The following is a 19,128-nucleotide window of genomic DNA, read 5'->3' on the forward strand; positions in this document are numbered from 1 at the left end:
AGGCCGGCGTCTCGACGTGAGTTGAGTAATTAATTACTCAGCTACAACGTTAACAACCAGTTTAGCGAAAACTTCGCTGTGAACCTGGAAGTCCACTTCGTGCTCACCGGTGGTGCGCAGAACGCCGTTCGGCAGACGAACTTCGCTCTTAGCAACGGCAACGCCAGCTGCAGTTACAGCGTCAGCGATGTCGCGAGTACCGATGGAACCGAACAGTTTACCTTCGTCGCCAGATTTAGACGCGATGGTAACGGTGCCCAGTGCGTTGATTGCTTCAGCACGTGCGTTAGCAGCGCTCAGAACTTCTGCCAGTTTGGCTTCCAGTTCAGCACGGCGTGCTTCGAAGAATTCAACGTTTTTCTTGGTAGCAGGAACAGCTTTACCCTGTGGTACCAGGAAGTTACGAGCATAGCCCGCTTTAACGTTAACCTGATCACCCAGGCTACCCAGGTTTGCTACTTTATCAAGCAGAATAACTTGCATTACCTTATCCTCTCAAAGTCGTATTAATGGACCGTGACCGATTACTGATGACGATCAGTGTACGGCAGCAGGGACAGGTAGCGAGCGCGTTTGATTGCGCGTGCCAGCTGACGCTGATATTTTGCACGGGTACCGGTGATACGGCTCGGGACAATCTTACCGCTTTCGGTGATGTAGTTTTTCAGCGTAGCGATATCTTTATAGTCGATCTCTTGAACGCCTTCCGCGGTGAAACGGCAGAACTTGCGACGACGGAAATAACGTGCCATATGGCTAGTCTCCAGAATCTATCAATTCAATCTGCTCGGCATGCAGAACCATTTTGCTCAAGCCGTTCTTTGCCTTGTGGCAAGAGATGAACCCTCGAACGATTACTGCGCTACCGACCGTTATACTGTGAGTAATGGCCTGGTTCTCGTGTCCGCTGATTATCACGGGCATTTGGCACCATGCCTGCCGGTGAAAACCGGCTTCCTCCTGCACTGAACGATGCTCAAGCACGAACTGGCAGTGTGGAATTCCTGACGGGCTGACCTTACGAAGTGGAGTCCTGCATACTATGCCGGACAGCTCCAGACGGTTGGTCATCAGGATTACTCTTCAGAATCCCCAGCTTCAGAATCATCTGCGGTTTCGTTGGCGAAATCTTCGCGACGCTCGCGGCGCTCGTCTTTCGCTTTAACCATCGGAGATGCTTCGGTAACAGCGTGCTTAGTACGCATTACCATGCTGCGGATAACGGCGTCGTTGAAGCGGAAGTTAGTTTCCAGCTCATCGATCGCTTCCTGCGGCGCTTCAACGTTCAGCAGAACGTAGTGAGCTTTGTGCAGTTTGTTGATCGGATAAGCCAGCTGACGGCGGCCCCAGTCTTCCAGACGGTGGATCGTACCTTCTGCTGCAGTGATTGCACCAGTGTAACGTTCGATCATGCCCGGAACCTGTTCGCTCTGGTCAGGATGGACCATAAAAACGATTTCGTAATGACGCATCGAATTGCTCCTTACGGATTATTCAGCCTCCTGTCTGGGTCAGCCGCGGCCCATGGAGGCAAGGAACGTGTTAAAGGGCGGCTGAAAAATTGACGCGTCATAATACGGGCGAGCGGGGTTTAAGACAAGTGAATTGTGCAAATAATTCGCACTAAGCGCGAAGTGGCCTTAAGCCAGTGATTTAAAATTAATCAACGGCGGAAGCGACAATTTTTTGAACAACTGCATCAGAAATGGTCGCGATACGCCAGCGAGGCAGCGATTACACTTAGATCAGAAGCAATCCATACCCCAGGGAAGCGGGTTAACGTCAGGATTGTCATAAGGAGCGTAGATGATGAAATACATCCTCATAACCGTAATGGCAGTGCTTTTATTGAGCGCCAACGCGCTGGCTGCTATTAAAATCGATGCCCGCCAGGCCCGCAACATGGACGATGTGCAGAGCCTCGGCGTTATCTATATTAACCACAACATCGCCACCGAGCAGGAAGCCGACCAGGCGCTTAGTCAGCAGAGCGATGCTCAGGGAGCGAAGTATTTCCAGCCGATCCTCATCCATGAACCGGGAAGCGACGGTCCGATTCACGCCAGTGCCGCCATTTACCGCTAGTTTTCCCGGATCGTTGGCTTCTTCCCGTTGCAGGGGGAAGCCAACGATGGCATTGCCCGGCGGGCATATCCGCACAATAGCGCCTTAATGCAATTGAGAATTATTTTTTCTCGTGACTTATCAGCGCCAGCGTAACCTGATTTAATCACTTTTTAACCGCATGATTTTCCGGAGTGCTTCATGGTTCCGCGTTTTGCCACGCTAAGCCGTATCCCAAAAGGAGTTTGGGTTCTTGGCGGTGTTAGCCTGCTGATGGATGTTTCCTCGGAAATGATCCACAGCCTGCTCCCTTTATTTATGGCCACTACGTTGGGGGCCAGCGTCATTATTATCGGCATTATCGAAGGCGTTGCCGAAGCTACCGCGCTGATGCTGAAGGTTTTCTCTGGCGTCTTCAGCGATTATGTCGGCAAACGCAAAGGCCTTGCGCTGCTCGGCTATGGCCTGGGTGCGCTGAGCAAGCCTCTTTTCGCCATCGCGCCCACCTCAGGCGTGGTGTTTAGCGCGCGAATGATCGACCGCGTGGGCAAAGGAATACGCGGCGCGCCGAGGGATGCGCTGGTCGCCGACGTCACCCCGCCGGAAATCCGCGGCGCCGCCTACGGGCTGCGCCAGGCGCTGGACACTATCGGCGCTTTTCTGGGGCCGCTGCTTGCCGTCGCGCTGATGTTTCTCTGGGATAACGACTTCCAGTCTATTTTCTGGATCGCGGTCATTCCTGCCGCGTTCTCCATCGCTTTATTAGGCTTTGGGCTAAAAGAGCCAAAAACGCCGGTCACCCGGAAACGAACCAATCCCCTGCGCAGCGAGAACCTAAAAAAGCTTTCAGCCACCTACTGGTGGGTTGTGGTTATCGGCTCGATATTTACTCTCGCCCGCTTCAGCGAAGCGTTTCTGGTACTGCGTGCCCAGCAGATGGCGATCCCGCTGTTCGCGATTCCGCTGGTGATGGTCGCGATGAATCTGGTGTACAGCCTGACGGCTTATCCGTTCGGTAAACTATCGGACAGCATGAGCCACAGCAAAATGCTGCAGTGGGGTCTGCTGGTGCTGATCGCCGCCGATATCGTGCTGGCGCTGAGCAGCCACTGGAGCACGCTTCTGGCCGGCGTCGCGCTGTGGGGTATTCATATGGGCATGACGCAGGGTCTACTGGCGGCGATGGTGGCGCAAACCGCCCCGCCGGAGCTGCGCGGAACGGCGTTCGGGATGTTCAACCTGGTGAGCGGCGTTGCGCTGCTGCTGGCCAGCGCAGGTGCGGGGGGGCTGTGGGAGGTATTCGGTGCTGCCTCGACGTTTTACGCCGGAGCGGTAATCTGCGTGCTGACGCTTATTGGTATGCGCTGTATGCCATCGGCTTATCAGCAAAACTAAAATGGCTCCGGAGCAGACCGGTTGATTCATCATAAAGATGAATGCTCCGGAGCACGTGTTTCACTTTTGCCCGTAATAGGCATTTGGCCCATGCTTGCGCATAAAGTGCTTGTCCATCAGCCAGCTATCGATGGGCTTCAGCTGCGGATTGATCCCGCGAGCAATCCACGCCATCCGCGCCACCTCTTCCATCACCACCGCGTTATGCACCGCATCGTGCGCATCTTTGCCCCAGGCAAAAGGCCCGTGCTGATAAACCACGATGCCCGGCGTATGCAGCGGCTCAACGTCTCCTAGCGTTTCGATAATCACGTGGCCGGTGTTCAGCTCATAAGCCTCCGCCACTTCCTGCGCGCTTAACGCCCGGGTGCAGGGAATATCGCCAAAGAAGTAGTCCGCGTGGGTCGTCCCCAGCGCGGGAATAGCCAGGCCCGCCTGCGCCCAGGCCGTCGCGTGCGTCGAGTGGGTATGCACCACGCCGCCGAGGCTCGGATAGCGACGATATAGCGCCAGGTGCGTGGCGGTATCGGAAGAAGGGCGATAGCGCCCTTCCACCACCTTACCCTCGAGATCGACTACCACCATATCATCCGCTTTCATGATCTCGTAGGCGACGCCGCTGGGCTTAATCGCTACCAGCCCGCGTTCGCGGTCAATGGCGCTGACGTTACCCCAGGTAAAAGTGACCAGTCCGTAACGCGGCAAATCCATATTGGCGTCAAAGACCTGCTGTTTTAACGTGTGCATTATGCCGCCTCCACCAGACCGGCGCGGGCCATCCGCGCCCTCACCCAATCGCGTGCTTTCGCAACTTCAGCGGCCGGATCGTCGGTCGTTTCGCTCCACATTTCAATCAGATACGGGCCGCAGTAGCCCGTCTGCTTGAGCGTTTCGAAACAACGTTCAAAATCGACGACGCCTTCACCGAACGGCACGTTTTTAAACACGCCGGGCTTCGTATCTTTGACGTGCACCGCCACGATATGACCCATTCCGGCCTGAAGCTCCATCTGCACGTCGTTATCCCAGGCGGACAGGTTGCCGATATCCGGATAGAGCTGGAACCACGGATTATTCAGGTAGTGGGCATAGCCCAGCGCCTTGCTGATCGAGTTCATCAGCGGGTAGTCCATGATTTCCATCGCCAGCGTCACCTGCGCGCGGCTCGCCATTTCGACGCTCTCTTTTAGCCCGTCGCGGAAACGACGGCGCGTCTCGTTATTGGCTTCCTGGTAGTACACGTCGTAACCCGCCAGTTGGATAACGCGAATCCCCACATCCTGCGCCAGCCGAATCGCTTTGCGCATAATCTCCAGGCCCTGCGCACGAACCGCGTCGTCTTCACTACCGAGCGGAAAGCGGCGATGGGCGCTCAGGCACATAGAGGGTACCCGCACCCCGGTTTCGGCAATCGCGTTGACCAGCGCAAGGCGCTGCTCCCGGCTCCAGTCTAGTCGCGCCAGACGGGCGTCCGTTTCATCTACCGACATTTCGACGAAATCAAAGCCGAGTTCTTTCGCCAGCCGCAGGCGTTCTTGCCAGCACTCCCCCGCGGGGAGCGCTTTTTCATAGATACCGAGCGGAATTTGTTTTGACAGCATGACCGCTCCTTAGCCCCACAGCTGGGCGATAGAACGTTTAAACTGCCGGGCGGCCTCTACCGGAGAGGCAGCGTCGCGAATGCTGCGACCGGCGATAAAGACGTGAATGGGAATACCTTTAAACAGCGGTAAATCTTCCAGCGCCAGGCCGCCGGTGACGGTGACTTTAAAGCCCATTTCAGACAAGCGTTTGATCGCGCTGATATCCGCCTCGCCCCACGCCACGCCGGCCGCCTGGGCATCGCGGCTACGGTGATAGACCACCTGCTGAATACCCGCTTCGCGCCACTCCTGCGCCTGCTCCCAGGTCCAGTAGCCGGTCAGTTCGATCTGAACATCGCCGTTGAACTCTTTCGCGACATCCAGCGCGCCTTTGGTGGTGTTGATGTCCGCGCAGCAGATCACGGTGACCCAATCGGCGTTGGCTTCAAAGCACATGCGGGAGAGAATTTTACCGGCATCGGCGATTTTGGCGTCCGCCAGCACGATTTTATTGGGATAGAGCGCCTTCAGGTCGCGAACGGCGCGTACGCCTTCAGCCACACAAAGAATGGTGCCGACTTCAATAATGTCCACTTCATCGGCTATCAGGCGCGTCGTTTCATACGCGGAAGACATGGATTGGTTATCAAGCGCAACCTGCAACATAGGTAATGACATTGTAGTGTTCCTTTTAAACGGCCGCCGCCGTGGCGTTATCAATTAATTCCAGCACTTCCTGCGCGGTGCGGCAGGCGCGTAAACGGTCAAAGTTGGCTTCATCTTCAAACAGATTAACGATTTGCATGATGCCGACTTCCTGATGGGTATTGGCATCCACGGCCGCCATGGTGATCAGAATATCGACCGGGTCGTTATCCTCGTGATTAAAAACCAGCGGCGTTTTCAGCGTGACCAGCGCAAAGCCGGTTTTCTTAACCCCCTCTTCTGGGCGGCCATGCGGCATCGCCAGACCGGGAGCAATCACAAAATAGGGGCCATGCTGGGCTACGCCATCCAGAATGGCCTGGTAGTAGCGCGGCTCAACGACATCCGCCTTTACCAGTAAATCAACGCTCAGCTTGACGGCTTCCTGCCAGGTGCTGGCGTCGGCTTGTAAAAGGATGGAGTTGTTATCCACCAGCGAGTCACGTAATTTCATTTAGCCTCCTTACTTCACATCCTGCGGAAAGTGCGCTTTGATCACTTCCAGCAGTTTTGGGCCGAAATCCGCAGGCGATAGCATGTTGCGCACCCCAACCACATACTTGTTGCCGGAGACGCTAATCTCACCGGCGATATGGGTGGAGGCGATGATGATATCCGCACCGTTTAGTTCACTTTTGTATTCACCCACCGCGCAGCTGTTTACCGTGTGATCGATATTTGACTGGGTCAAAAACTGGTCCACCTTCATCTTCATGATCATGGAACTTCCTTGCCCGTTGCCACATACAGCCAGAATACGTACGGTCATAGTCAAAACTCCTTATTGAGCAGAAGCATCTGCCAGTTGTTTTTCCGCGTCCTCTTCAGCACGCAGCGTGCGCCCTGCGAAGAACATATAAGCCAGTGCGATAATGATGATGACGGCTATAAACGCGATACCGATGGAGGCGAAGCCCTGCATCATCGGCGGCGCCAGAATTGACCAGTCCGCCATGCCCATCCAGGCGCTCATGCCGGTCAGCTTCACCGCCCAGACGCAGCCAAAGATTTCGATCATCCCCATCACCAGACAAATCTTGAGCGCCGCGCGCCAGCCGCCAAAATGGTTAGCAAACACGCCGATGGTGGCGTTAGAGAAGAACATCGGGATAAAACCCGGAATAATCAGAATGGAAGAGCCGAAGCCGACCAGAATACCGACGGCGATCAGTTGGCCGATGGTGCCCCACATAAAGCCCCAGACGACGGCGTTTGGCGCAAAGCTATAAATCGCGGCGCAGTCAATCGCCAGCACGGCGCCGGGAATCAGGCGCTGGGAGATACCGTTGAACGCTTCCGAAAGTTCGGCGACGAACATGCGCACGCCCTGGGTGATAATGAAAATAGCGACGGCGAACGAGAAGCCGGTTTGCAGGATATAGATTGTCCAGTGGGTTTTACCCGCCATCGCCTGTACGGTGTCGATGCCGAAGGAGAGCAAAATCGCGCCGAAGAAAATGGTCATCACGATAGCCGTGGAGACAATGTTGTCGTGAAAGATGTTCAGCCAGCCAGGCAGCTTGAGATCCTCAACGCTCTCCTCTTTTTTACCCAGATACGGGGCGATCTTGTAAGCAATCCATGAAGCGAACTGCTGCTGGTGTCCGATGGAGAAGCCGCAGCCGTCGGTCACTTCCTGCGTCGGCTTATACATCATATTTGAGGTAATGCCCCAATAGAGTGACACCAGCACCGCCGTGCAGATAATCGTCGTCCACATCGTGTAGCCGAAGATATAAAAAGAGACGGCAATCAGCCCCGCCTGCTGGAACATGATGTGCCCGGTAAGCATGATGGTACGAATACCGGTAATACGCCGCAGCAGGACATAACAAATATTCAGCGCCAGGGCTAACAGCACGGCATAGCCCACCCAGCTGTAAGCATCGCCCATCCTCTCAATGGTCGCCATCATGGAGGCATAGGTATCAGAGATAGCGCCGTTGATGCCGTAAACTTCAGACATTTTCGCCACCACCGGTTTAAACGTGCTGGTCAGAATGCCGGAGCCGGCCTGCAGCAGCATAAAACCGATAATGGTTTTAATTGTCCCTTTAACGATAACGCTGGCGCTTTTGCGCAGCAGGATATAGCCCAGGCAGGTCACAATACCCAGCAGCAGCGGGGCGTTGGTCATAACCTGGTTAAAGAACACGGTAAAGATGTGGTAGAGAATCTCCATAACACACTCCAGAAAGTGGACGCTCTGAACGCACGCTACGCCCAGGTTGGTTGTTGCGATCACTCTAATAATCAAAAATAATCACAACAAGATTATATTTGATTAAATGTGACGCACGCCGCAAATAATCATACAATCCATCATGGTATTAATTCTCATTTTCAGAAATTGAAAAATAATATATTAAAATCAATAAAATAAGATAAACCACATATCATAAAGTATACATTCATCTCTTTTTAACTCCCACAACTACTCTCATGAAGGGCAAAATTCAGGATTGCAATCCTGAACAAACGATGCCAGTATTCGTCAAAACAAATCACATCGTGATTACTTTTGATAATATGTGAGGGAAAAACAAATGAGTAAAGTGCAAACCATCACCCGCGAATCATGGATCCTGAACACTTTTCCGGAATGGGGTAGCTGGCTGAATGAAGAAATTGAACAAGAGCAGGTTGCGCCGGGCACCTTTGCGATGTGGTGGTTGGGTTGTACGGGCATCTGGCTGAAATCCGAAGGCGGGGCCAATATCTGCGTCGATTTCTGGTGCGGTACCGGCAAGCAAAGCCACGGGAATCCGCTGATGAAAACCGGCCACCAGATGCAACGTATGGCCGGCGTGAAGAAGCTCCAGCCCAACCTGCGCACCACCCCGTTTGTTCTCGATCCGTTCGCTATTCGCCAGATCGACGCCGTACTGTCCACCCACGATCATAACGATCACATTGATGTGAACGTGGCCGCCGCGGTTATGCAAAACTGCGCCGATGACGTGCCGTTTATCGGTCCGCAAACCTGCGTCGATCTGTGGATTGGCTGGGGCGTACCGAAAGAGCGCTGCATCGTGATGAAGCCGGGCGATGTGGTCAAAATAAAAGACGTCGAAATTCACGCGCTCGACGCTTTTGACCGTACGGCTCTGATTACCTTGCCCGCGGATCAGAAAGCGGCAGGCGTACTGCCGGACGGAATGGATCAGCGCGCGGTGAACTACCTGTTCAAAACGCCGGGCGGCAACCTTTACCATAGCGGCGATTCTCACTACTCCAACTACTACGCGAAGCACGGTAACGAACACCAGATAGACGTGGCTCTCGGTTCCTATGGCGAGAACCCGCGCGGTATCACCGACAAAATGACCAGCGCCGATATCCTGCGCATGGCCGAGTCTCTGAATGCCAAAGTGGTGATCCCGTTTCATCACGATATCTGGTCAAACTTCCAGGCCGATCCGCAGGAAATCCGCGTTCTGTGGGAGATGAAAAAAGACCGCCTGAAGTATGGCTTTAAGCCTTTTATCTGGCAGGTGGGTGGGAAATTCACCTGGCCGCTGGATAAAGACAGCTTTGAATACCACTATCCGCGCGGATTCGACGATTGCTTCACCATGGAACCGGACCTGCCCTTTAAGTCTTTCCTGTAAGGCTTCTCCGGCGGGACCGCCCGCCGGAAATTATCCCCGTCAGCATTAGTATTTTCACCTGATTTCAAATATCATCTTTGCTTATCACTTTTAATCGGATTTGCTCATGACGGAAGCGCAAAGACATCAAATTTTACTGGATTTGCTGGCACAAACGGGATTTGTCACCGTGGAGCAGGTGATTTCCCGGCTGGGAATTTCTCCGGCGACGGCACGACGCGATATCAACAAACTCGATGAAAGCGGCAAGCTGAAAAAGGTCCGCAACGGCGCGGAAGCCATCAGCGAGCAGCGCCCGCGCTGGTCACCAATGAATATTCACCAGGCGCAAAACCACGATGAGAAGGTGCGGATTGCACGCGCGGCTTCGCAGCTGGTGAACCCGGGCGAAAGCATCGTCATAAATTGCGGCTCTACCGCATTCCTGCTTGGGCAAGAACTGTGCGGTAAACCGGTGCAGATCATCACCAACTATTTGCCGCTAGCCAACTACCTGATCGATCAGGAACACGACAGCGTCATTATTATGGGCGGGCAGTATAACCGCAGCCACTCCATCACGCTGAGCCCGCAGGGCAGCGAAAACAGCCTGTACGCCGGGCACTGGATGTTTACCAGCGGCAAAGGGTTGACCGCCGAAGGGTTGTACAAAACCGATATGCTGACAGCGATGGCGGAGCAAAAAATGCTTAACGTTGTCGGCAAACTCGCGGTTCTGGTCGACAGCAGCAAAGTAGGCGAACGCGCCGGAATGCTCTTTAGCCAGGCCGGGCAAATCGACCTGGTTATTACCGGTAAACAGGCCGATGAGGCGATCCTCAAGCAGCTTGAAGATCAGGGCGTTCAGGTGATTCGCGTTTAAAGGTGACGTTGAAAAAATGCCACCGTCGCGGCTAACGCTTCCGGCGTAATGCGGTGACGGACGCCTTTCTGCCAAATGCAGGTTAAGTTGTCGGCCAGTGCGTTTTGCTGCAGCGCCTGCTGCAGGCGGAAGGTCTCCCCCGGCGGCACCACATCATCCTCATCGCCGTGCCAGAGCAGCAGCGGTCGGCTGGCGAGGGTCGCCAGCTGCTGGCTGACGTCCCACTCAGCCAGCTGCCCTGCCTCCCACGAAGGAGAAGGAAAAAGCGTCTGCGAGAGCGAACTGAAATAGCCTGACCCCATCAGGCAGGCGACGCTTTTCAGCTCCGGGTGGTGGGTCATAATCCCTAAGGCCGTCATTCCGCCCATCGATGCGCCGGCCACCGCCAGCCTGTCGTCAGCAAGCCATCCCCGCTCCCGAATCGCCTCCTGTAGCGCCGGAAATTCAATAAAATTGTTCATCAGAATCGGCCAGAAGCGCTGCATCCGCCCCTGTTCGTCTCCCCGGTAGCGCGCGCCGTGTTCCGCTGCATCGGGCATAATCACCCGAAAGCCCGCCTCTGCAAGCGCAACGGCAAAATAGCTGTAGACCAGCTTAGAAGAGGTAAAACCATGGTAAAAGACAATGCAAGGCAGCGCCGTATCCGCGGCGCCCTGCGGGTACGCATGGAGAATCTCCCCACCCGCAAGGTTACGCATTTCTAGTGCAATCATTTACCGTCTCCTTTCTCTCAAGTGATGTTATGTTATTACTCAAGTCACTCGCTCGCACATGATTCATAATCTTGAGAACCAGATTACGCTTTCACGATATTTTCATTCGAAAATCGCGTACGGGATAACAATTTGGGAACATTCCCCGGAAATGACATTCAGGCTACCACTACACTATGACTAACAGGAAACGAGATATGGTTATGCGTAGGTTTGCACCGTGGTTAATGGCAATCGCTTTAACCGGCTGTAGCGCCCTACAAGGGACGCCAAAGGCGCCGCCGCCAGCAACCGACCATCCACAAGAGATCCAGCGTAACCAGACGGCGGGTCTGCAGAAGATGGGGACGGTGAGCGTATTAATGTACGGCTCGCCGATGGATGTAGAGGCTGCGCTGAAGCTCAAAGCAGAGGCGGCTAAAGCTGATTACTACGTCATCATAATGATTGATGACACCATGGTTCCGGGCCAGTGGTATTCGCAGGCAATTTTGTACCGTAAATAGCGGTCAACCTTTAAGCCAGCTTTACACTGTTTTGCATCCATTCACGTTCTCCTGTGCATAATAACGTTCAGCCAGCTGTAACCTGGCAGAACGTTAGCAACGGACTGCCCTCAGGACTATGTGAAATGGAGCTGACGATGAAACGAACTTTTACCCTACCCAGCCTGATGTTGACCACCGTCACGGCCAATACTTCCGCGCAGTCAGCGGAGTTTGCCAGCGCTGACTGCGTAACGGGCCTGAACGAAATTGGCCTGATTTGCGTTAACAACATCTCCGGCAGCCAGCAGGATGTTGAGCACGCCATCGCCGTGCAGGCCGACGAACAGGGCGCGTCCTGGTATCGCATTGTCCAGATGTACGAGGAGCAGCAGCCGGATAACTGGCGGGTACAGGCCATTCTCTATGCCTGAGGCGCCAGGCGTCCGCGTCCCGTTGCCCGTAACAGCAAATCATCCAGCGTCTGCTCATCCAGCCGCATGCCGCCGCGCGTGTCGAGCATCATACGACACCAGGCCTCTGCCAACGGCGGTGAAGCGAAGCGTAATACCTGAGCGCCAACGCCAAGCAGATAAACCAGCCGGGTAATCTCCCGTCCCTGTTCTTCGTGAGGGCGCCGTAGCCACTGCTGCAGCTGCCGCCACGCCCGATCGAAATGACGATTTTGCCCTTTCACTTCCGCGCACTCCGCCGCCAGAAGCTCAAGCGCCGCCGGCTGCTTCATCAGAACACGCATCACGTCCAGGCACATAATATTCCCTGAACCTTCCCAGATACTGTTTACCGGCATTTCACGATACAAACGCGGCAGTTCACTTTCTTCACAGTAGCCGGAGCCGCCCAGCACCTCCATCGCCTCGGCGACGAAGGCGATACCGGATTTGCAGATAGCAAATTTCGCCGCGGGCGTGAACAACCTTGCCCATAGCGCTTCCTGCACATCATTGCGCCTGTCCCAGGCCCTCGCCAGGCGGAACAGAAAGACGGTTTGCCCTTCCAGCCGCAGCGCCATCTGCCCCAGAACCTGACGCATCATCGGCTGATCGACCAGATTTTTACCAAATGCCTGACGCTGCAGAGCATGGTATAACGCTACCGAATAGGCCCGGCGCATCAGCGCATGGCTACCCAGCGCACAGTCAAAACGGGTCAGACCGCCCATTTTGAGAATTTGCCGGACGCCATCACCCTCTTCCCCGACCAGCCAGCCGCAGGCATTGAAAAACTCGGCTTCGCTGCTGGCATTCGCGCGGTTGCCCAATTTATCTTTCAGCCTTTCCAGATGTACGCCGTTACGCTGGCCATCCGGCAACAGGCGCGGAACAAAAAAGCAGGAGAGGCCCGCCGGCGCCTGAGCCAGCACCAGATGAGCATCGCTCTGCGGTACGGAGAAAAACCATTTATGCCCAATCAGATGATAAAAGCCTTCGGCTGTCTTCTCCGCACGGGTCGTATTGCTCAGGACATCAGATCCCCCCTGCTTTTCCGTCATCCCCATGCCGATAAGCAGCCCGCGTTTCTGATTTCCCGGTACCAAATGCGGATCGTAGCGATCGCTTAATAGCGGTGATAACCAGTCGCTAAAGGGCCTGGGTAAGGAACTCTGCAGCAATGGAATAGCGGCAAAGGTCATGGTGGTGGGACACAGGGTTCCCGCTTCTACCTGCGCATGCAGCATAAAGCGGGCAGCGCGGGCAACGAAAGAACCTCCGCGAGCATCCTCCTGCCAGGCGAGGTTATGTACCCGGTTAGCGCATAGTCCCTGCATCAGGAGATGCCAGGCGGGATGGAAACGCACATCGTCAAGCCGCGATCCCGTGGCGTCATAGCGCAGCAGTTCCGGCGGGTTGCTGTTGGCCAGGCGCCCCAGCTCCAGAGATTCGGCCGTCCCCAGCTGTTGACCAATGCTCGCCAGCAGATCGCCATCCCAGCCCGCGCCTTCGCGGACGACGGCTTCACGCAGGGCGGTATCGGACAAGAATAAGTTGCTGTTGCACAGCGGCGAGGGTTGGTTAAATACGGTATGAGTTTGCCAGTGCATTATGTTTCCCTCTAGACTGGCCCCATGAATCTCCAGACAGTTGGTATCACTTAAATTAGTGATAGTCTTAATACTAGTTTTAGACTAGTCGTTGGAGTCCGAATGATTGATGTTCTAGGTCCAGAGAAGCGCAGACGGCGCAGCGTTCAGGAAAAAATCGCCATTGTTCAGCAGAGCTTTGAGCCCGGAATGACCGTGTCGCTGGTCGCCCGTCAGCATGGCGTTGCTGCCAGTCAGCTGTTCCTGTGGCGTAAGCAATATCAGGAAGGCAGTCTCACTGCGGTTGCCGCGGGTGAACAGGTTGTACCCGCGTCGGAGCTGGCATCTGCAATGAAGCAAATTAAAGAGTTACAGCGCCTGCTGGGCAAAAAAACCATGGAAAACGAGCTGCTGAAAGAAGCCGTTGAATATGGCCGACAAAAAAAGTGGATAGCGCACGTGCCCTTGTTGCCGGAGGATGGCGAATAAGCCTTGTCAGTCGTTGCCTCCGGGTCTCACGTGCGCAACTGCATGCCATGGCCCGTCGGTCGAAGGGCTGGCAGGATCGTCGGTGCAAGCGCAAGCCTGATGATACTGAAGCGCTGGCTCGTATCCATACCGTTATCGACGATCTGCCCACCTATGGTTATCGTCGTGTATGGGCACTGCTGCGCAGACAATCAGAAACTGACGACATGGCGGTGATCAATGCCAAACGCGTATACCGCATCATGCGTCAGAATGCGCTGCTGCTTGAGCGTAAACCGGCAATACCGCCCTCGAAGCGGGCGCATAGAGGGAAAGTGGCCGTTGGAGAAAGTAACCAGCGGTGGTGCTCCGACGGCTTCGAGTTCAGCTGTGATAACGGTGAAAAACTGCGGGTCACGTTCGCACTGGACTGTTGCGATCGCGAGGCACTTCACTGGGCGGCAAGTACCGGTGGATATGACAGTGAAACCGTGCAGGACGTCATGCTGGGTGCAGTAGAGCGTCGCTTCGGTAACAGGCTGCCGACATCCCCCGTTGAGTGGCTGACAGACAACGGTTCAGCCTACCGTTCTCATCAGACGCGTCAGTTCGCCAGAATGGTAGGACTGGAGCCAAAACATACGGCGGTACGTAGTCCAGAAAGCAACGGAATGGCGGAGAGCTTCGTGAAAACGATGAAGCGCGACTACATCAGCATCATGCCAAAACCTGACGGGTTAACAGCGGCAAAGAACCTTGCGGAGGCCTTCGAACATTACAACGAATGGCATCCGCACAGTGCACTGGGATATCGTTCGCCACGGGAATATCTGCGGCGGCGAACCAGTAATGGGTAAAGCGATAAAAAGTGTCTGGAAATATAGGGGCCAATCCACCCTCCTTCAATGGCTCTATTCATAAGTATGGACAACGGCGCACTTTCCGTCAGAGAACTCTGTTATAAAGTTCTCTCACAATCAGAAAGGGAATTTCATGATTCATTTAATTATTGAAGCTCGAGAAAATGCGCCGAGCTATATTCCGCTTATCCACCGCCATCTTCCTCATCTCGCGATGAGCGCTATCAAGCAGAACCTGAACGCTTACGGTTACGTCACCTCATTTGATGAAAACAAAATCTGCGATGACATTCTGGAAGAGCAGAACCCCATTGGAAATTTTCTGAATCTCGTCAAAGTATTAAAGCATCGAGGCGCGCAGCTTAAATTCATTAAGCAAACGGGAGATGAACCGGGAGAGGAATTACCCTTGAGCCAGGTCCTGGACTATGTTGAAAAAGGTCTCGACATTGCCCGTCGGATAGAGCGAGAGGATGAACAGGACTGATGAAGATAAGCCATTCCGGAGAATGGCTTATTCAGAAAGAAGAGATTAGCTGCGCTGGCGTACCGCTTCAAACAGGCAAATACCGGTGGCGACCGATACGTTCAGCGACGACACACTACCGGCCATCGGGATGCTGATTAACTCGTCGCAGTGCTCCCGGGTCAGGCGGCGCATGCCTTCACCTTCCGCTCCCATGACCAGCGCCAGCGATCCGGTCATTTTGCTCTGGAACAGCGTATGATCGGCCTCACCGGCAGTACCGACGATCCAGACGTTCTCTTCCTGCAGCAAACGCATGGTACGCGCCAGGTTGGTGACGCGGATCAGCGGGACGTTTTCCGCCGCACCGCAGGCCACTTTTTTCGCCGTGGCATTCAGCTGCGCAGAACGGTCTTTGGGGACAATCACCGCATGCACGCCAGCGGCGTCAGCGCTACGTAAACAGGCGCCGAGGTTGTGCGGATCGGTCACGCCGTCAAGGATCAAAAAGAACGGCTGATCGAGAGAGGCGATCAGATCCGGCAGATCGTTCTCCTGATACTGACGTCCGGGCTTCACGCGGGCAATAATTCCCTGATGAACGGCGCCTTCGCTTTTCTCATCCAGAAACTGGCGGCTGGCGACCTGAATCACCACACCCTGCGCTTCCAGAGCATGGATCAGCGGCATAAGGCGCTTATCCTCGCGGCCTTTCAGAATAAAGACTTCCTGGAAACGCTCAGGAGCACGCTCCAGCAGCGCCTGCACCGCGTGGATGCCGTAAATCATTTCACTCATTTATCTACTCGTTTAGGTTCTGTTTTCAGTCCCTTCACCCCGGTCCCATTACGATTCCGGGAGTCGCCGGGGTAAAGGGATATCATTACTCAGCTATTTTCTTTTTCGCCGCGCGCTTGGCCTTGGTCGCTGCGGCGATCTTCTGGGTTTTCTCCGACGGCTTCTTCGCTTTCTTCTCGCCTTTTGGCTGAGCGGACTTTGCCTGAGGCTGACCTTTCTGTTTGCGGAATGCGCTATCCGGCTCGAAGTTTACCTGCTTGCCCGCCTGACGGCGACGTCCGGAAGATTTACCTGCGCCACCTTTCTTCGCTTTTTCTCGCTCGGTCTTACCGACGTTGCGCGGCGCGCGCTCGCTGGAGATAAGCGAGAAGTCAATTTTACGCTCGTCCATGTTGACCGCTTCAACGCGCACTTCCACGCGATCGCCCAGTCGATAGGTCTGGCCGCCGGATTCACCAATCAGACGCTGCCCGACCTGATCGAAGCGGTAGTAGTCGTTATCGAGAGAAGAGACGTGCACCAGGCCATCAATAAACAGCTCATCCAGACGGACGAAGAAACCAAAGCCGGTCACGCTGGCAATCACGCCCTTAAAGACGTTACCCACCTGATCCAACATGAAGTCACACTTCAGCCAGTCCGAAACATCGCGCGTCGCTTCATCAGCACGACGCTCGGTCATCGAACAGTGCGCTCCCAGCTGCAGCATCTCGTCCATGCTGTAGTGCCAGCCGCCGGTCTCGGTGCTATTGCCTTTATGTCCCTGCTCTTTCGCCAGTAAATACTTGATCGCGCGATGCAGCGAAAGGTCAGGATAGCGGCGAATCGGCGAGGTGAAGTGGGCATAGGATTGCAGCGCCAGACCAAAGTGGCCACGGTTTTCCGGGTCGTATATTGCCTGTTTCATCGACCGCAGCAGCATGGTTTGCAGCATCTCTGCATCCGGACGATCGGCGATAGAGGTCAGTAATTCCGCATAGTCGCGCGGCTCCGGCTTGTTGCCGCCAGGCAGTTCAAGCCCTAGCTCCGCGAGCACCGAACGGAATGCGGTAATCGCTTCCGTACTCGGTTTGTCATGGATACGGAACAGCGCCGGTTCCTCGGCCTTCTCAACGAAGCGCGCAGCGGAGATGTTCGCCAGGATCATGCACTCTTCAATCAGCTTGTGCGCGTCGTTACGCTGAGTCTGCTCAATACGTTCAATGCGGCGTTCAGCATTAAAGATGAATTTAGCTTCTTCACTCTCAAATGAGATACCGCCGCGCTCTTCACGCGCGCCGTCCAGCACTTTGTAGAGGTTATGCAGCTCTTCAATATGCTTAACCAGCGGCGCGTACTGCTCGCGCAGATCCTGGTCGCCCTGCAGCATATGCCAGACTTTGGTATAGGTCAGACGGGCATGGGAGCTCATCACCGCTTCGTAGAATTTGAAGCCGGTCAGACGCCCCTTGGCCGAAATCGTCATTTCACAAACCATACAGAGCCTGTCGACCTGAGGATTCAGTGAACACAGGCCGTTAGAGAGCACTTCAGGCAGCATCGGAACCACCTGAGACGGGAAGTAGACCGACGTGCCGCGGCTACGCGCCTCGCCATCCAGCGGCGTACCCGGGCGCACGTAGTAGCTCACATCGGCGATCGCCACCCACAGACGCCAGCCACCGCCGCGTTTCTTCTCGCAGTACACGGCATCATCAAAGTCACGGGCGTCTTCGCCATCAATGGTGACCAGCGGCAGGCTGCGTAAATCAACGCGCCCTTTTTTCGCCTCTTCAGGTACCTGTTCTTTCAGGCCGGCAACCTGTTTTTCGACCGCTGGCGGCCAGACGTAGGGAATTTCATGGGTGCGCAGGGCCATATCGACCGCCATACCGGTACCCATATTGTCGCCAAGTACCTCAACGATCTTGCCGACCGCTTTGGTGCGGCGGGTTGGACGCTGGGTCAGCTCAACCACCACGACAAATCCCATCCGCGCGCCCATGATCTGTTCCGGGGGGATCAGGATATCGAAGCTCAAGCGGCTGTCATCCGGCACCACGAAGCCAACGCCCGCATCGGTAAAGTAGCGGCCCACAATCTGACCCGTTTTGGGCACCAGTACGCGGACAATACGCGCTTCCCGACGGCCTTTACGGTCGGCGCCCAGCGGCTGCGCCAGCACCTGATCGCCGTGAATGCAGGTTTTCATCTGCTCGGACGACAGATACAGGTCATCTTTACGGCCTTCAACGCGCAGGAAGCCATAACCATCACGATGACCGATAACGGTCCCTTTCAGCAGATCAAGACGTTCCGGCAGCGCATAGCACTGACGACGTGTAAAGACCAGTTGACCATCGCGTTCCATTGCACGCAATCTGCGGCGCAATGCTTCTTGTTGTTCTTCGCCTTCAATATTCAGCTCTATTGCCAGCTCATCTCGGCTAGCCGGTTTTTCGCGTTTTGCTAAATGATCGAGGATAAATTCCCGGCTCGGGATTGGATTAGCGTATTTTTCAGATTCGCGGTCCAGGAAAGGATCTTGTGACATGTCGGTTCCTCCGTTGTCATCTCCAGTGAAGTTTACGTCACTCCACCAGTAATAATTTATAAAGCGGTTGATTCTTTTCAACCAAATCGGCCAGCGTGTAGTTATCCAGTTCCTTGAGAAAACTTTGCGCGGCTTCAGCAAGCGCCTGTTTAAGACGACAGGCGGGCGTAATATGGCAAAATTCGCTGCTGCAGTTGACCAACGAGAGCGGCTCAAGATCGCGAACAACATCCCCCACGCGAATCATATTTGCCGGTTTCCCCAGACGAATGCCCCCATTTTTTCCCCGTACCGCGGTCACGTACCCCACGCGACTTAGCTGATTGATTATTTTAACCATATGATTACGGGAAACGCCGTAAACCTCCGTCACTTCGGAGATGCTGGTCATTCTTCCATCCGGTAGCGACGCCATATAAATCAGCGCGCGTAATCCGTAATCAGTGAAACTCGTTAACTGCACAATCAACCTCAGGGAAAAGAAAAACAGAGTGCGTCGGTAGACGTAATTACTATTGATGATAAACCAGCCAGCGCTCAGGCC

General features: G+C 54.8%; 23 protein-coding genes. 8 read left to right on the top strand and 15 right to left on the bottom strand.

Annotation, left to right across the window (positions count from 1 at the left end; translation table 11 throughout):
* Positions 1 to 33 precede the first annotated feature (33 nt).
* From rplI to rpsF, 4 genes are read right to left on the bottom strand one after another with little or no spacing between them, the layout of a single operon-like run.
* A complete protein-coding gene (gene rplI, locus EGY08_RS12420) occupies positions 34 to 483 on the bottom strand; it encodes a 50S ribosomal protein L9 (protein WP_004109068.1) in 450 nt (149 codons plus the stop codon).
* 41 nt (positions 484 to 524) lie between these two features.
* The gene (gene rpsR, locus EGY08_RS12425; protein ID WP_000135199.1) at positions 525 to 752 is read right to left on the bottom strand and encodes a 30S ribosomal protein S18; all 228 of its coding nucleotides are present in this window, start codon (positions 750 to 752) and stop codon (positions 525 to 527) included.
* 4 nt (positions 753 to 756) lie between these two features.
* Entirely contained in the window at positions 757 to 1,071 is a 315-nt protein-coding gene (priB, locus tag EGY08_RS12430) for a primosomal replication protein N (protein ID WP_004128142.1), read from the bottom strand.
* A 5-nt stretch (positions 1,072 to 1,076) separates the two neighbouring features.
* Positions 1,077 to 1,472 (bottom strand): 30S ribosomal protein S6, encoded by a 396-nt coding sequence (gene rpsF, locus EGY08_RS12435; RefSeq protein WP_004098001.1) that lies wholly within the window; start codon positions 1,470 to 1,472, stop codon positions 1,077 to 1,079.
* 337 nt (positions 1,473 to 1,809) lie between these two features.
* On the opposite strand from rpsF, the gene EGY08_RS12440 reads away from it, so the two are divergent.
* Positions 1,810 to 2,085: a DUF1471 domain-containing protein gene (locus EGY08_RS12440; protein ID WP_049115791.1), complete on the top strand. Its 276-nt coding sequence runs from the start codon at positions 1,810 to 1,812 to the stop codon at positions 2,083 to 2,085.
* A gap of 180 nt (positions 2,086 to 2,265) precedes the next feature.
* Positions 2,266 to 3,459, top strand: a complete 1,194-nt coding sequence (locus tag EGY08_RS12445) for an MFS transporter (RefSeq protein WP_123828547.1) — start codon at positions 2,266 to 2,268, stop codon at positions 3,457 to 3,459.
* A 60-nt stretch (positions 3,460 to 3,519) separates the two neighbouring features.
* On the opposite strand, the gene EGY08_RS12450 is transcribed toward EGY08_RS12445, so the two are convergent.
* The 6 genes from EGY08_RS12450 to ulaA are packed head-to-tail and all read right to left on the bottom strand — an operon-like array spanning position 3,520 to position 7,929.
* Positions 3,520 to 4,206 (bottom strand): L-ribulose-5-phosphate 4-epimerase, encoded by a 687-nt coding sequence (locus tag EGY08_RS12450; protein WP_004128133.1) that lies wholly within the window; start codon positions 4,204 to 4,206, stop codon positions 3,520 to 3,522.
* Positions 4,206 to 5,060, bottom strand: coding sequence for an L-ribulose-5-phosphate 3-epimerase UlaE (gene ulaE, locus EGY08_RS12455; RefSeq protein WP_049115772.1), 855 nt, complete (start codon positions 5,058 to 5,060; stop codon positions 4,206 to 4,208). The genes EGY08_RS12450 and ulaE overlap by 1 nt, the downstream gene beginning before the upstream one ends.
* Before the next feature lie 9 nt (positions 5,061 to 5,069).
* On the bottom strand, positions 5,070 to 5,720 hold the full coding sequence (gene ulaD, locus EGY08_RS12460) for a 3-keto-L-gulonate-6-phosphate decarboxylase UlaD (protein WP_004128129.1): 651 nt from the start codon (positions 5,718 to 5,720) through the stop codon (positions 5,070 to 5,072).
* A 13-nt stretch (positions 5,721 to 5,733) separates the two neighbouring features.
* Positions 5,734 to 6,201, bottom strand: coding sequence for a PTS ascorbate transporter subunit IIA (gene ulaC / locus EGY08_RS12465; protein ID WP_004128126.1), 468 nt, complete (start codon positions 6,199 to 6,201; stop codon positions 5,734 to 5,736).
* 9 nt (positions 6,202 to 6,210) lie between these two features.
* Positions 6,211 to 6,516, bottom strand: a complete 306-nt coding sequence (gene ulaB / locus EGY08_RS12470; protein WP_004109091.1) for a PTS ascorbate transporter subunit IIB — start codon at positions 6,514 to 6,516, stop codon at positions 6,211 to 6,213.
* A gap of 12 nt (positions 6,517 to 6,528) precedes the next feature.
* Positions 6,529 to 7,929, bottom strand: a complete 1,401-nt coding sequence (ulaA, locus tag EGY08_RS12475; RefSeq protein WP_004128123.1) for a PTS ascorbate transporter subunit IIC — start codon at positions 7,927 to 7,929, stop codon at positions 6,529 to 6,531.
* Between the two features lie 364 nt (positions 7,930 to 8,293).
* Here ulaA and ulaG point away from each other — a divergent pair, with 364 nt between their 5' ends.
* Together ulaG and ulaR are read left to right on the top strand one after the other, a co-directional pair.
* Complete coding sequence (gene ulaG, locus EGY08_RS12480; RefSeq protein ID WP_004128112.1) at positions 8,294 to 9,358, top strand: L-ascorbate 6-phosphate lactonase; 1,065 nt, start codon at positions 8,294 to 8,296, stop codon at positions 9,356 to 9,358.
* 106 nt (positions 9,359 to 9,464) lie between these two features.
* Positions 9,465 to 10,220, top strand: coding sequence for an HTH-type transcriptional regulator UlaR (ulaR, locus tag EGY08_RS12485; protein ID WP_004128109.1), 756 nt, complete (start codon positions 9,465 to 9,467; stop codon positions 10,218 to 10,220).
* Here the strand turns inward: ulaR and yjfP are convergent.
* A complete protein-coding gene (gene yjfP / locus EGY08_RS12490; RefSeq protein WP_123828548.1) occupies positions 10,217 to 10,933 on the bottom strand; it encodes an esterase in 717 nt (238 codons plus the stop codon). The genes ulaR and yjfP overlap by 4 nt on opposite strands.
* 197 nt (positions 10,934 to 11,130) lie before the next feature.
* On the opposite strand from yjfP, the gene bsmA reads away from it, so the two are divergent.
* Both bsmA and yjfN read left to right on the top strand, forming a co-directional pair.
* Complete coding sequence (bsmA, locus tag EGY08_RS12495; RefSeq protein WP_004128104.1) at positions 11,131 to 11,439, top strand: biofilm peroxide resistance protein BsmA; 309 nt, start codon at positions 11,131 to 11,133, stop codon at positions 11,437 to 11,439.
* Between the two features lie 137 nt (positions 11,440 to 11,576).
* The gene (gene yjfN / locus EGY08_RS12500) at positions 11,577 to 11,852 is read left to right on the top strand and encodes a DUF1471 family protease activator YjfN (RefSeq protein ID WP_014227626.1); all 276 of its coding nucleotides are present in this window, start codon (positions 11,577 to 11,579) and stop codon (positions 11,850 to 11,852) included.
* On the opposite strand, the gene EGY08_RS12505 is transcribed toward yjfN, so the two are convergent.
* On the bottom strand, positions 11,843 to 13,480 hold the full coding sequence (locus tag EGY08_RS12505; protein WP_123828549.1) for an isovaleryl-CoA dehydrogenase: 1,638 nt from the start codon (positions 13,478 to 13,480) through the stop codon (positions 11,843 to 11,845). The genes yjfN and EGY08_RS12505 overlap by 10 nt on opposite strands.
* Before the next feature lie 102 nt (positions 13,481 to 13,582).
* Between EGY08_RS12505 and EGY08_RS12510 the strand changes: the two genes are divergently transcribed.
* A protein-coding gene (locus EGY08_RS12510; RefSeq protein WP_096913407.1) for an IS3 family transposase occupies positions 13,583 to 14,784 on the top strand; the annotation gives its coding sequence in 2 pieces (ribosomal slippage) (positions 13,583 to 13,898 and positions 13,898 to 14,784; 1,203 coding nt in all).
* Positions 14,785 to 14,920: 136 nt separating this feature from the next.
* On the top strand, positions 14,921 to 15,274 hold the full coding sequence (locus EGY08_RS12515; RefSeq protein ID WP_049115780.1) for a hypothetical protein: 354 nt from the start codon (positions 14,921 to 14,923) through the stop codon (positions 15,272 to 15,274).
* 45 nt (positions 15,275 to 15,319) lie between these two features.
* Here the strand turns inward: EGY08_RS12515 and rlmB are convergent, their stop codons facing one another.
* The 3 genes from rlmB to nsrR all read right to left on the bottom strand — a co-directional run bounded on the left by rlmB (position 15,320) and on the right by nsrR (position 19,047).
* On the bottom strand, positions 15,320 to 16,051 hold the full coding sequence (gene rlmB / locus EGY08_RS12520) for a 23S rRNA (guanosine(2251)-2'-O)-methyltransferase RlmB (protein WP_004109129.1): 732 nt from the start codon (positions 16,049 to 16,051) through the stop codon (positions 15,320 to 15,322).
* 85 nt (positions 16,052 to 16,136) lie between these two features.
* Complete coding sequence (gene rnr / locus EGY08_RS12525; RefSeq protein ID WP_049115782.1) at positions 16,137 to 18,584, bottom strand: ribonuclease R; 2,448 nt, start codon at positions 18,582 to 18,584, stop codon at positions 16,137 to 16,139.
* 37 nt (positions 18,585 to 18,621) lie between these two features.
* Positions 18,622 to 19,047 (bottom strand): nitric oxide-sensing transcriptional repressor NsrR, encoded by a 426-nt coding sequence (nsrR, locus tag EGY08_RS12530; protein WP_004097980.1) that lies wholly within the window; start codon positions 19,045 to 19,047, stop codon positions 18,622 to 18,624.
* Positions 19,048 to 19,128: the final 81 nt, after the last annotated feature.

This window comes from Klebsiella sp. FDAARGOS_511, from assembly GCF_003812845.1.
GTDB lineage: Bacteria > Pseudomonadota > Gammaproteobacteria > Enterobacterales > Enterobacteriaceae > Klebsiella > Klebsiella grimontii.